The 12,912-nt window shown below is 65.1% G+C and carries 8 protein-coding genes; 6 read left to right on the top strand and 2 right to left on the bottom strand.

Annotation, left to right across the window (positions count from 1 at the left end; genetic code table 11):
• Positions 1–14: 14 nt before the first annotated feature.
• Complete coding sequence (locus tag XH84_RS20515; RefSeq protein WP_128921039.1) at positions 15–1,181, bottom strand: DNA topoisomerase IB; 1,167 nt, start codon at positions 1,179–1,181, stop codon at positions 15–17.
• Positions 1,182–1,580: 399 nt separating this feature from the next.
• Between XH84_RS20515 and acs the strand changes: the two genes are divergently transcribed.
• Together acs and XH84_RS20505 are read left to right on the top strand one after the other, a co-directional pair.
• Positions 1,581–3,527, top strand: coding sequence for an acetate--CoA ligase (gene acs, locus XH84_RS20510; protein ID WP_128921040.1), 1,947 nt, complete (start codon positions 1,581–1,583; stop codon positions 3,525–3,527).
• Between the two features lie 430 nt (positions 3,528–3,957).
• Positions 3,958–4,473 carry a L,D-transpeptidase gene (locus tag XH84_RS20505; protein ID WP_128921041.1) on the top strand — a complete coding sequence of 172 codons (516 nt, stop codon included), beginning with the start codon at positions 3,958–3,960 and terminating at the stop codon, positions 4,471–4,473.
• Between the two features lie 54 nt (positions 4,474–4,527).
• On the opposite strand, the gene XH84_RS20500 is transcribed toward XH84_RS20505, so the two are convergent.
• Positions 4,528–5,118, bottom strand: coding sequence for a thermonuclease family protein (locus tag XH84_RS20500; RefSeq protein ID WP_128921042.1), 591 nt, complete (start codon positions 5,116–5,118; stop codon positions 4,528–4,530).
• 244 nt (positions 5,119–5,362) lie between these two features.
• On the opposite strand from XH84_RS20500, the gene XH84_RS20495 reads away from it, so the two are divergent.
• The 4 genes from XH84_RS20495 (at position 5,363) to cysN (ending at position 12,873) form a co-directional block, all read left to right on the top strand.
• The gene (locus XH84_RS20495; protein WP_128921043.1) at positions 5,363–7,393 is read left to right on the top strand and encodes a methyl-accepting chemotaxis protein; all 2,031 of its coding nucleotides are present in this window, start codon (positions 5,363–5,365) and stop codon (positions 7,391–7,393) included.
• Positions 7,394–7,535: 142 nt separating this feature from the next.
• Positions 7,536–10,007: an FAD/NAD(P)-binding protein gene (locus XH84_RS41665; protein ID WP_164936460.1), complete on the top strand. Its 2,472-nt coding sequence runs from the start codon at positions 7,536–7,538 to the stop codon at positions 10,005–10,007.
• The gene (gene cysD / locus XH84_RS20480; protein ID WP_245471777.1) at positions 10,004–10,978 is read left to right on the top strand and encodes a sulfate adenylyltransferase subunit CysD; all 975 of its coding nucleotides are present in this window, start codon (positions 10,004–10,006) and stop codon (positions 10,976–10,978) included. Before XH84_RS41665 ends, cysD begins: the two co-directional genes overlap by 4 nt.
• Positions 10,978–12,873: a sulfate adenylyltransferase subunit CysN gene (gene cysN / locus XH84_RS20475; protein ID WP_128921044.1), complete on the top strand. Its 1,896-nt coding sequence runs from the start codon at positions 10,978–10,980 to the stop codon at positions 12,871–12,873. Before cysD ends, cysN begins: the two co-directional genes overlap by 1 nt.
• Positions 12,874–12,912: the final 39 nt, after the last annotated feature.

Here is a 12,912-nt window from a genome sequence, read left to right as displayed (position 1 = left end):
CTCGGAGGGTGGCCCTACACCGCTGCGGTCGCCACCACCTGCGCCAGAAGCTGCTCGCGCCTCGCTTGCGAGCGCTGGCCCTTCATGGTCGCGGCGAAGCGCTCGAGGATGCCGTCCTCGAACGCGGTGACGATGGTGTCGTGGACGTAGCTCTTGCGGCAGATCGCCGGCGTGTTGGAGAGCTGGTCGGCCGCGGCGCGGATCGCATCCAATACCTGCTTCTTGCGGCCGCGCTGGCTGGTCGCCGGCGTAATCCGCGACAAGGACTCGACGACCACGGCCGAGGCCATCAGCGTGCGAAAATCCTTGAGCGAGATCTTGATGCCGGCGATCTCGCGCAAGAACGCGTTCACCTGCGTGGTGCTGACCGCGCGCACGATGCCGTAGGCATCGCGATACTGGAACATGCGCTTGCCGGGGACGCCCTGCAAAATACCGATGGCGCGCACGAGCTTGGCCGCGTCGCACTCCTTGCGCACCGCCTTGCCGCCCTTCGCCTTGAAGGTCAGCACGAAGCAATCGTCTTCCAGCGTGACGTTGGACTTCAGCAGCGTCGTCGCGCCGCGAGTGCCGTTGAGGCGGGCGTAGGATTCGTTGCCGGGGCGGATCGCGGTGCGCGCGATCAACTCGATCACGGCCGAGAGCGCAAATTCACGCGTCGGCTCATCGCCCGACAGGAACGCCGAGACCTTGCGCCGGATTTTTGGCAGCGCGCCGACGAGCTTTTCCAGGCGGTGCGCCTTGCGGTGCTCGCGGACCTTCTCCCAATCGGCGTGATAGCGATATTGCAGCCGGCCCGCGGCATCGCGACCCACGGCCTGAAGATGCGAGCTCGGATCGGCCGAGTAGCGCACCTCGCGATAGGCCGGCGGCACCGCCATGGCATGCAGCCGGCGGATGGTGCGGGCGTCGCGGATATGTGCGCCGTTGGGGCGGACGAAGGAATAGCCCTTGCCGCGCTTGATGCGGCGAATGCTCAGCTCGTTCTGGTCGCCAAGCCGCAGGCCGAGCTCCTTGGCAAGCGCCTCGACCGTCGCCGGCGCCGCGTCAAAGGTCTTTTTGGGGCTCGGACGCCTGAAAGCGGCCGGTTTCGGCCATTGTCCCAAGGCCTTGGCCAGCGCAATGGCGGCAGGATCGGCTGAAGCGGGCCGCAGCGTCCCGAGATTCTGCTGATCCATCATAGTCTTATGCCTTAGCCCTGTCTGTTACCGGTCAATGCCGCTGTTCTGATTTTTGTTCCGAGGGGTCTCTTTGGACCCGGGTTGGCCATTTAGGGTGTTCCGAACCGTATTGCGAGTCCCGAATCGGCGACGGGAGGTTTCTAAATACCTCCCGCGGCGCATAGGCGCCCTGCAGGGCCGCTTCCGGAGAGTTGGGTAAAGACCGCAAAGGCGGCCTTTGCCTGTTTCAGATCTGTGACAGTCACCGCAGGCGGGCTTGATCTTCCGCATGGCCAGCGGCCCGCCGAAGGTCCAGCTTGTGCTCCTTGTCGGGTCCGGTTAGCCCGACGCATAATCAGCCAATGATCAAATCGGCTCGCCGGTCGCTAGCGTTCGGCCTGCCGGATGTGGAGGGAAAGCATGTCCGAGAAGATCTACGACGTCCCCGTGGAGTGGGCGAAGCGCGCCTGGGTCGACCAGGCCAAGTACAAGGAGATGTACGCTCGCTCGATCTCGGACCCGAACGGTTTCTGGGCGGAGCAGGCCAAGCGCATCGACTGGATGCACGCGCCGACCAGAATCGAGAACGTCTCCTTCGCGCCCGGCAATATCTCGATCAAATGGTTCGAGGACGGCATCCTCAACGTCGCCTACAATTGCATCGACCGGCATCTCGCAAAGCGCGCCAACCAGACCGCGATCATCTGGGAAGGCGACGATCCCTCGCAGTCCAAGCACATCACCTACAAGGAGCTGCACGACGAGGTCTGCCGGATGGCCAACATCCTGCGCACCCGCAACGTCAAGAAGGGCGACCGCGTCACCATCTACCTGCCGATGATTCCGGAAGCGGCCTATGCGATGCTGGCCTGCGCACGGATCGGCGCGATCCACTCCGTGGTGTTCGCGGGCTTCTCGCCGGACAGTCTCGCCCAGCGCATCAACGATTGCCAATCCAAGATCATCATCACCGCGGACGAAGGCCTGCGCGGCGGCAAGAAGGTGCCGCTGAAGGCCAATGTCGACGCAGCGCTCGCCAAGGCCGACGGGGTCGACTGGGTCGTCGTGGTCAAGCGCACCGGCGGCAAGATCGACATGAACCCGACGCGCGACCTCTGGTATCACGAGGCGGCGGCAATGGTGACGACGGAATGCCCGGTCGAGCACATGCACGCCGAGGACCCATTGTTCATCCTCTACACCTCAGGCTCGACCGGCCAGCCCAAGGGCGTGCTGCACACCTCCGCCGGCTATCTCGTGTTCGCCTCGATGACGCATCAATACGTCTTCGATTATCATGACGGCGACATCTACTGGTGCACTGCGGACGTCGGCTGGGTCACCGGTCACAGCTACATCCTCTACGGGCCGCTGGCGAACGGAGCGACAACGCTGATGTTCGAAGGCGTGCCGAATTACCCGGATAATTCCAGGTTCTGGAACGTCATCGACAAGCACAAGGTCAACATCTTCTACACCGCGCCGACCGCGATCCGCGCGCTGATGCAGGGCGGCGACGAGCCGGTGAAGAAGACCTCGCGCGCCTCGCTCCGTCTGCTCGGCTCGGTCGGCGAGCCGATCAATCCGGAAGCCTGGGAATGGTATCACCGCGTCGTCGGCGACGACCGCTGCCCGATCGTCGACACCTGGTGGCAGACCGAGACCGGCGGCATCCTGATCACGCCGCTGCCGGGCGCCACCAAGCTGAAGCCCGGCTCGGCGACCCAGCCGTTCTTCGGCGTGGCGCCCGAGATCGTCGACGCCGACGGCAAGGTGCTGGAGGGCGAAACGTCAGGCAATCTCTGCCTCACCCGCTCATGGCCGGGCCAGATGCGCACCGTTTATGGCGACCATGCCCGCTTCGAGCAGACCTATTTCTCGACCTACAAGGGCAAGTATTTCACCGGCGATGGCTGCCGCCGCGATGCCGACGGCTATTACTGGATCACCGGTCGCGTCGACGACGTCATCAACGTCTCCGGCCATCGCATGGGCACCGCGGAAGTCGAGAGCGCGCTGGTGGCGCATGAGAAAGTCTCGGAAGCCGCGGTGGTCGGCTTCCCGCATGACATCAAGGGCCAGGGCATCTACGCCTATGTCACCCTGATGGCCGGCATCGAGCCGACCGAGAACCTGCGCAAGGAGCTCGTCACCTGGGTGCGCAAGGAGATCGGCCCGATCGCCTCGCCCGACCAGATCCAGTTCGCGCCGGGCCTGCCAAAGACTCGCTCCGGCAAGATCATGCGCCGCATCCTGCGCAAGATCGCCGAGGACGAGCCCGGCAGCTTGGGCGACACATCGACGCTGGCCGATCCTGCCGTGGTCGATGACCTCGTCAAGAACCGACAGAACCGCAGGCAGGCGTAACGATCTCTCGTGCCCCGGACGCAGCGCAGCGCTCCTTCAGCGGTGCGCTGCAGAGCCGAGGCCCATCTGACGACAGAACGTGTGGCTTTCTGGGTCCCGGCTCTGCGGCGCGGCGCCACGCGCCGCGCCTTGTCCGGGACACGGCCGCGTTGTCGTGGGCCGGTGAACAACAGCGATTCACACCCTCACGCGCTTGTCAGCGCGCGCGGCGGCGCGCCCGCATCTTTCCCGCCGAGTGTTGTTTTCAGGTCATTTACTTTATTTCGAACATTTCCTTTGTTCCCCCTGCTGGTCGGCCTTCGGTGGCCGCGCGTGGAAACCATCCGGTTAACGGGCGCGGTTAAGAATGTCTCCTCATGGGGACTTGGCGGCGGCGATTGCCGGGTTCTGCGTCATTTTGGATGATCCGATTGGGGCAAAGGGGAGATCGATGTCGATGAGGATTGCGGTGGCGATGGCCGCCACCATCGGGGCTGGGGTCTTGATGTCGACGGCGGCAGACGCGCGGCCGGAAATGGTGGGCACGCACCTCGCCGACTATTCGCCGGGCACGATCGTGGTCAAAACCAGCGAGCGCAGACTCTATCTCGTTCTCGATAGCGGCCACGCCGTGCGCTATCCGGTCGGCGTCGGCAAATCCGGTAAGCAATGGGCCGGCACGACGAAGATCGACGGGAAGTATCGCAACCCAGCCTGGGCACCGCCGGCCGAGGTCAAGCGTGACAAGCCCAACATTCCCGACATGATTCCGGGCGGCTCGCCGCGCAACCCGATGGGCGTCGCGGCGATGACGCTTGCCGGCGGCGAATACGCCATCCACGGCACCAACGTGCCGGGTTCGATCGGCGGCTTCGTTTCCTATGGCTGCATCCGCATGCTGAACGACGACATCACCGATCTCTATGGCCGCGTCTCCGTCGGCACGACGGTGGTCGTGACGCGCTGATCCCGCGATCAGCCGCAACAAGACAAGGCCGCGTCTTTGGATGCGGCTTTTTTGTTACCAGAACCGCCAGCCGCGTGCGCACCAGCCGTCGCGATGGCCGCCATTGTAGCTTCGCGCAAAACCACCGGCGAGCAACGCCGCCGAAACGTTCGCGGTCCGCCGGGTCGCGACGTCGGCGAGCACGCGGCCATATTTGTCGGGGCCGAGATTGCTGATGGTCACGCCGCCCTGGCCGAGAAGATCGCGCAGCGCGCGAGCGGCGGCTTCCGCCTTGTCCAACTCTTCCTGGCAGGACGCCTTCAGTTCGGGTGCATCGATGCCACGCAGCCGAACCCGCACGACGAGATCGCGGCCGTCGCGTTGACGAACACGCGCGAGGAACGTGTCGCCGTCGATGGTGCGAACGACGTCCACGGGCTCGCGGACATCGGGATGCTCCGCCTGCTGGAGAACGATCTCGGCATTCCCGGCGCGGTCGCCATCTGTCCGCGGAACAAGCCGACCCGATCCGTGGCGAAAGGTGAGCACGACGGCTATCGCGATGCCGACCACGAACATCCAAGGCAACAATCCGGAAAAGCGGCGGCCGAACGGCGAGCCGCCGAACCGTGGCCGGTAGGGGTTGGGTCGATCCTGGAACCGCATCAGCTCACGCTAGGACTGAGTCGGGGGAACCAACAAGGCTTGCCTCCCTGTGTGACGGGCCATCGTCGACTTGCAGGCTGGCTGCCCGGGATCGGGGGGGGGGCACGGAAAATCATACCTATGCTCTGCATGCTGTTCCAAGCGCTCTCCGTTCGATACCTCCTGTAGTTGTACGGAGTTTGATGTTCACGCACTGTTTAGTATTAAGCGGTTGTACTCGGATTGCGTGTGGGGAGCGTAGAGCATGGCATCGTTCAAGTTTCGCATCGGTACAAAGTTGGGGCTGACCGCGAGCGCGGGAGTTCTTCTGGTCGGCGGCATGCTCGCCAACCAGCTCATTCGTAACGAACAAATCGCGGAATTGAGCCGGCTGGTCGTCATCAACACCGCCAACAAGGCCAACGCTCAGGGCGCCGAGCTCGCAGTGACCCGGGCACGCCTCGCGATAGCGGAAATCGGATCCGTATCTTCGGCCGACGGCCTTGCCAAGCATCTCGCGACATTGCGCGGCTCCATCGCCAACGCCACGACCGAGATCGACGCCGCCTTGGAACGGTCCAGGCGCGCTGAAGCCAAAGAGCTCTGTCGCGAGGTGAAGGCCCTGCTCGAGGCCTCTCTGAAGGCCGGCAACGATCTCAGCGATGCGCGCGGCACCGCCCTCGGCGAATTCACCGCGGCAAACCAGATCGAGGAGGCCTGGAACAAGGCCGTCGAGAAACTGCTGGCGTCGCCCGCAATGGCCGCATCGCAGAATCGGCTCGGCATCGAGGCCGAGTTGCGCGAAGCCGACGCCTTGCTCAAGGCGGTCAGCGCGGCCGACTGGCGTTTCTCGGCGACAGGCGACGTCGAGCAGAAGGACCGTATCGCCCAGCGCGCCGACGCCATGATCGGCGTTCTGAAACAGGTCCGTCAGTCCGCCGGCGACAAGACTATCGTCGAGGGTATCGACGCGCTTGCCGCGCTCGCCGGACGCTACAAGACGGCCACCAGCGCGGCCATGAAGGCGGAAGAGACCAAGAGGCGCATTTTCGAAGAGCGGGTGCTTCCGGCTGCCAAGGACATCACGACGCGTGTCGACAAGCTGGTTGCGGCCAACAACGAATTCATGGCTCTGCGGCAAAGCCAGCTCATGGCCGCGCTCGAGCTGACGGCCCAGGTCAGCCTCGCGGTCGGTATCCTCGTGGTCCTGGTCCTGGCGGGCTCGGCGCTGTTTTCGGTGCTGAGCATCGCCCGGCCGATTCGCCGCATCGGCGAAGTCCTGCTGCAACTCGCCGGCGGCAACAAGGCCGTCGAGATTCCCTATACCACCCGCGGTGACGAAGTCGGCGACAATGCCCGTGCGGCCCGGACGTTCAAGGACAATCTGATCCGTATCGAGCAGATGGAGGCCGAACAGAAGGACCAGGAGGCTGCGGCCGCCGCGCGTCGCAAGCAGGAAATGATCCGGCTGGCCGGTGCGTTCGAGGACGCGGTCGGCGGCATCATCAACTCGGTTTCGGCCGCCTCGCAGCAGCTTGAATCCGCCGCCGGCACGCTGTCGGGAACGGCAGAGGAGACCGAACACCTTTCCGGAATGGTGGCAGCGGCTTCCGAGGAAGCGTCAGCCAACGTCGGAGCCGTGGCATCGGCCGCCGAGGAGATGAGCGCATCGGTCGTCGAGATCGGACGCCAGGTCCATGATTCCAGTCGCATCGCCGGCGACGCCGTGAAGCAGGCCGAGCGTACCGACGCCCGGATCAACGAATTGCTCAAGGCGGCGGGCCGGATCGGCGACGTCGTCAAATTGATCACCGCGATCGCGGAGCAGACCAATCTGCTGGCGCTCAACGCCACCATCGAAGCGGCACGTGCCGGCGAATCCGGCCGCGGATTTGCCGTGGTGGCGAGCGAGGTCAAGGCGCTCGCAGCCCAGACCGCACGGGCGACCGACGAGATCGGTGCACAGATCGCCGGCATGCAGACGGCCACGGAAGACTCCGTCGGCGCCATCAAGGAAATCGGCGCGACCATCTCCAAGATTTCGGACATCTCGACCACCATCGCCGCCACGATCGAGGAGCAGGGGGCCGCCACCGCCGAAATCGCCCGCAACGTCAGCGAAGCCGCCAAGGGAACGGTGGAGGTCGCGGACAAGATCGCCCAAGTCAGTCATGGCGCCAGCGCCACCGGCTCGGCTTCGACGCAGGTTCTGGCATCCGCGCGCTCACTCTCGACCGAGAGTGGCCGCCTCAAGAGCGAGGTCGCGAAGTTCCTCGATACGGTGCGGGCCGCCTGAGGACCCGCACGCCCCGCGGCCGATCCTCGGCCGGCCGCGAGCCACCTGTCTGACACGTCGAATAACCAACGGCTTTGGGAGGCCCCCACGCCGAGCCCCCGCTCGCGCCTGGGTCAAACATGCAAACTGGGGGAAATGAGCGATGATCATCAGCATTGTCGGCGGCGGCGCGACCGGCATCACGGTCTTGCGTTACCTGGCGGAGCTCGCTGCATCAGAACGCGACCACGGCGCGATCAGCGGAATTCAGCTCTTCGACAAGGCCGGCTTCGATGGCGGGATCGCCTATCGCACGCAGAGCGACCGCCATCTCCTCAACATGAAGCCCTCGACGATGTCGATCCGGCCGGGCGATGCGGATGAATTTCTGCGTTGGCTTCAGGCGCGCGGGCTCTCCTGCCACGGCAGCAAGCACCTTCCGCGCATGGTCTACAGGGATTACCTCGACGCCGTGCGAACGGCCGCGATCGCGCAATGCCGCAGCGCCGGCGTGCCCGTTCATATCGAACAAGCGGAAATCGTCCGTATGCGGTTCTCGCCGGATCGCGATGTTCTGCTGACGACCGACCGCAACATCACGCATATCTCCTCCGCGCTGATCCTCTGCACCGGCCACAACGCGCCCGATGATCCTTACGGCCTGACTGCAAACCCGAACTACATCCGAGATCCCTACGCCCAATTCACCTTCGCCGATCACGACGGCGTCGAGGTCGGCATCCTTGGAAGCGGGCTCAGTGCGGTCGACACCGCGGCGGCGCTGGCTAAGTCCCACCAAGCCGTCAGGATGACCTGCTTCTCGAGAAGCGGCCTGTTTCCCACGGTCCAGCCGGTGACGATGCCCGCAATCACGACCGACTTCCGGGACACGCTGCACGACCATGTGACCCGCCGCGACCAGATCGAAGCCGACGCCTTTGCCGCCCGTCTTTCCGAACTGCTGCTGGAGACCACCGGAATACGTTGCGATCTGTCTTGCCGCAACGTCGGCGGCGGTGCGCTGGCCGATCTCGAGCACAACATCGCGCGAGCCGAGGCCGCTGAGCCCAGCGTCTACGCCTATCTCGTCAGCGTCATCGACGTGATGTGCGAGGCCTGGAGCCGGATGAGCGACGCCGAGAAGATACGTTTCATGGATGTCTACAATTCCGGCTGGCTTCGCAATCGCTCGGCAATGCCGCTGGAGAATGCAATCCGCATCCGCGACCTGATGCGCTCGGGCCGGCTCTCGGCCCGCGCCCGGTTGCGCAACGTGACGGCCGCCGGCGGCCGGTTCCGCGCGATCCTGGGTAACGGCGATCATCGCGACGTCGATTACGTCATCGATGCGACAGGACCATCCTATCGGCTGGACACCAGCCCGCTCTATCAGGACATGCAGCGCCAGGGGCTGATCGCGTTCGACGCGCTCGGCGGAATTCGCTGCGGCTACGACGACAGCCGCGTCCACGACCGTCACGGCACGGCTCATCCGAACGTCTACGCGGTCGGCGGCCCCACGAAGGGTACGCACTTCTATGCCGCCGCCGTCGATATCAACCTGCGCCGCGCGCAGATCGTGGTCGATTCGATCCTCAACCCGAAAGGTCAGCAGATGAGCACCATCACGACGTCCGTCGAAGAAACCGACCGCCTGGCCGATCTCGTGCGCCGCGACCATCCCTCGCTCGACACGATGGTCCTCGCCCCGGACGGCAAGTACCAGAACAGACCGGCGGCGCTCGACGAACTGATGTGGGAGGTGAGGGACTGCCTCGCCGAAGCATTCCGGCATTGGTCGCCTGCGGACTTCCCGACGCTCTACTGCGCGTGGGGGCGCTGCCGTGTGGGCTCGACCGCACTCACCAATCTGTTCGGCGTCGCCGGCATGCCCTCCTACTTCCAGCCGGTGAAGGTCGTCCTGCGCCATCGACTGCTTGGAAATGCAGGCGAGCCCTGGGCGGTGCCACATGCATCGGAGCAGCCGCATCTCTTCAACAAGGAAATGGCCGGGCCGTATGTGCTGGCGGAAAGCCTGTTCCTGCCGTTGCAGCCGTTGCTCGAGGCCGGCTGGCCGGCCGATAAGCTCCACATGATCATGCTCGACCGCGATCCCGCGAGCTCGCTGGCATCGTGGCTCGAGAAATGGTCGGACCGCGTTCCCGAGGATCGCCTGGTCCAGAACTACGTGATCTCCTCGTTGAATGCGCTGCGCGTCGAGAGCTACGCGAAGCGGCACGGCGTGCCGGTGACGCATTACGTCTATGAAGCCAGCAAAGACGCGACAGGATCGGTGCGTAAGCTGTTCGACCGGCTCGGTCTCGGCGCACGCTTTACCGAAGGCGCCGTCACCGACTGGAAGGAGCGCGGACAGATCGAAACGAAGGGCTCGGGCGTCACCTTCCTCAGCGAGCCCAAGGTCTACACCGTGGTCGGCCTTCACGGATCGGATACCGCCTATCGCTACCGCAGCCGCAAGACGGCGTCGCTGAGCGAGGCCCAGCTCCAGGTCATCGGACGCTACGGCATCGACGACATGTACCGCGCTTCGGTCGACGCCTGCATCCGCGACCTCTCGCTGGATCCGGACACCGCCGGGCGCCTGTTCGGCGATGGCCTGGGCACCGCCGCATGACCGGACAGATCGCATCAGTCGTGGAGGTCTCGCCGGTGCGCAACGCGCCCGAGGAGACCCCTGCGCACCGCTCTGCCGCCAGTCATCTTCGACGCCTAGAGGCGGAAAGCATCCATATCCTGCGGGAGACGGCGGCCGAGTTCCGCAAGCCGGTCATGCTGTATTCCATTGGTAAGGACTCGTCGGTGCTGCTGCATCTGGCGATGAAGGCGTTTCATCCCGGCAGGCCGCCGTTTCCGCTGCTGCACGTCGACACGACCTGGAAGTTCCGCGAGATGATCGCGTTTCGCGACCGCCGCGCGCGCGAGCTCGGCATCAATCTGATCGTCCACACCAACAACGACGGATTACGAGAGGGCATCGACCCCTTCACCCACGGCTCGGCCCGTTACACCGACGTCATGAAGACGCAGGCGTTGCGGCAGGCGCTCGACTTTCACGGCTTCGACGCCGCGATCGGGGGAGCGCGGCGCGACGAGGAGAAGTCGCGTGCCAAGGAGCGCGTGTTCTCGCACAGGAGCGCGGCGCATCGCTGGGATCCGAAGAACCAGCGGCCCGAGCTGTGGAGCCTGTACAACACGATGCTTGCGCCCGGCGAGAGCATGCGGGTGTTTCCGCTGTCGAACTGGACCGAGCTCGACGTCTGGGACTACATCCTGCTCGAGGACATCCCGATCGTTCCACTCTATCTGGCCGCCTCGCGTCCGGTGGTCGAGCGCGACGGCGCGTTGATCATGGTGGACGACGAACGGATGCCGCTGCTTGCAGGCGAACAGCCGCAATGGCGCTCGGTCCGATTTCGGACCCTGGGCTGCTATCCGCTCAGCGGTGCCACGATCTCGACGGCGGCAACCCTGCCTGAGATCGTGCGGGAGATGACGGCCTCGCGCACCTCCGAGCGGCAGGGACGCATGATCGACCGGGACAGTCCGGCATCGATGGAGCGCAAGAAAGCGGAAGGCTATTTCTGATGTCCTATCACGAGGCCCCCACCATCGCCGCCTCCGATGCGCCGCGGCTGGACCAGGACGATCGCCCGACGCTGCGTTTCGTCACTTGCGGCAGCGTCGATGACGGCAAGAGCACGCTGGTCGGCCGCCTGCTCTATGATTCCAAGACGCTGCTCGACGACCAGCTCGACGCGCTGGCGTGCGAGAGCAAGACCGTCGGCACCACCGGCGGCGATCTCGATTTCGCGCTGCTGGTCGACGGCTTGCAGGCGGAACGCGAGCAGGGCATCACCATCGACGTCGCCTACCGCTTCTTTGCCACCAAGCTGCGCCGCTTCATCGTCGCCGACACGCCGGGGCATGCGCAGTATACGCGCAACATGGCGACCGGCGCTTCCAACGCCGAACTCGCCGTGGTGCTGGTCGATGCCCGCAAGGGCGTGATCACGCAGACGCGGCGCCATAGCCACATCCTGTCGCTGCTGGGCATCCGTCACGTCGTGCTCGCCGTGAACAAGATGGACTTGATCGGATTCGACGGGGATCGCTTTGCGGCCATCACCGCCGAATACCTGATCATGGCCGGGCAGCTCGGGATCTCGCAGGTCCAGTGCATTCCGGTCGTGGCGCCCGACGGCGACAATATCGTGGCGGCGAGCGCGCGGATGCCCTGGTACACCGGGCCGACCGTGACGGCCTATCTGGAATCGGTCGACGTTTCCGGCGACGTCTCGCAGCATCCGTTCCGGCTGCCGGTGCAATGGGTCAACCGGCCGAACGCGGAGTTTCGCGGCTTCTGCGGGCGGATCGCCAGCGGAACGATTGCGACCGGCGAGACCGTCGCGGTGCAGCCCTCGGGCCGTCAGACGCACGTCGCGCGCATTCTCACCCCCGGCGGCGAGCGCGACCGCGCGGCGGCGGGCGAATCGGTTACGCTCACATTGGTCGACGAGATCGACGTCAGTCGCGGCGACGTCCTGACGGCGGGGGCCGCGCCGCAGGTTTCGGATCAGTTGGCCGCCCATCTGGTCTGGTTCGACGACGAGGCCATGGTCGCGGGCCGGCGCTATGTGCTCAAATGCGGCGCGGCCTCGACCGGCGCAGTGATCATGACGCTCAAGCACCGCATCGCCATCGACACCATGGCGCAGGAAGGCGCCGAGACGCTCGATGCCAACCAGATCGGCTACGCCCATCTCAACCTCGACGGTCCATTGGTGTTCGAGGCTTATCGCGACAACCGTGACATGGGCAGCTTCATTCTCGTCGATCCGATCAGCCACTGCACGGCCGCAGCGGGAATGATCGACCTTTCACTCCGCCGCGCCACCAACATTCATTGGCAGCGGCTTGCCATCGACAAATCGGTGCGGGCGCGGCTGAAGCAGCAACGGCCCTGCGTGCTCTGGTTCACAGGGCTGAGCGGAGCCGGCAAATCGACGATCGCCGATCTCGTCGACCGCAGGCTCGCCGAGCTAGGACGCCACGCCGCGCTGCTCGACGGCGACAATCTTCGCCACGGCATCAACCGCGATCTCGGCTTCTCCAGCGCGGACAGGGCGGAGAACGTCCGGCGCGCCGCGGAGATCGCCGCGCTGTTCGTCGACGCCGGCATGATCGCGCTGGTCGCGCTGATCTCCCCGTTCCGCTGCGAGCGCGAGCTGGCGCGCCAGCGGGTCCAGGCGGGCGAATTCATCGAGATCCACGTCGCGACCCCGCTCGCCGAATGCGAACGTCGCGATCCCAAGGGACTCTATCGCAAGGCGCGGGCCGGCGAGATACCGGCGTTCACCGGCATCGATCATCCCTATGAGGCGCCGCAGGCGCCGGAAATCACCATCGATAGTTCGGAGCTGTCGACCGACGCGGCTTGCGAACGCATCATGCGCTACCTCCGTGACAATCACTATCTGTAGCGTCCGAGGGCAGACACGACCTGCCGCACCAGCGATGGC

Source organism: Bradyrhizobium nanningense (genome assembly GCF_004114535.1).
GTDB classification, from domain to species: Bacteria; Pseudomonadota; Alphaproteobacteria; order Rhizobiales; family Xanthobacteraceae; genus Bradyrhizobium; species Bradyrhizobium nanningense.
This window is presented reverse-complemented; position numbering and strand designations above follow the sequence as displayed.

What these genes read in the sequence shown, in the direction of transcription:
- XH84_RS20515 (WP_128921039.1), bottom strand. Translation starts at nt 1,181, where the DNA reads ATGATGGATCAGCAGAATCTCGGGACGCTGCGGCCCGCTTCAGCCGAT.
- acs (WP_128921040.1), top strand. Translation starts at nt 1,581, where the DNA reads ATGTCCGAGAAGATCTACGACGTCCCCGTGGAGTGGGCGAAGCGCGCC.
- XH84_RS20505 (WP_128921041.1), top strand. Translation starts at nt 3,958, where the DNA reads ATGTCGATGAGGATTGCGGTGGCGATGGCCGCCACCATCGGGGCTGGG.
- XH84_RS20500 (WP_128921042.1), bottom strand. Translation starts at nt 5,118, where the DNA reads ATGCGGTTCCAGGATCGACCCAACCCCTACCGGCCACGGTTCGGCGGC.
- XH84_RS20495 (WP_128921043.1), top strand. Translation starts at nt 5,363, where the DNA reads ATGGCATCGTTCAAGTTTCGCATCGGTACAAAGTTGGGGCTGACCGCG.
- XH84_RS41665 (WP_164936460.1), top strand. Translation starts at nt 7,536, where the DNA reads ATGATCATCAGCATTGTCGGCGGCGGCGCGACCGGCATCACGGTCTTG.
- cysD (WP_245471777.1), top strand. Translation starts at nt 10,004, where the DNA reads ATGACCGGACAGATCGCATCAGTCGTGGAGGTCTCGCCGGTGCGCAAC.
- cysN (WP_128921044.1), top strand. Translation starts at nt 10,978, where the DNA reads ATGTCCTATCACGAGGCCCCCACCATCGCCGCCTCCGATGCGCCGCGG.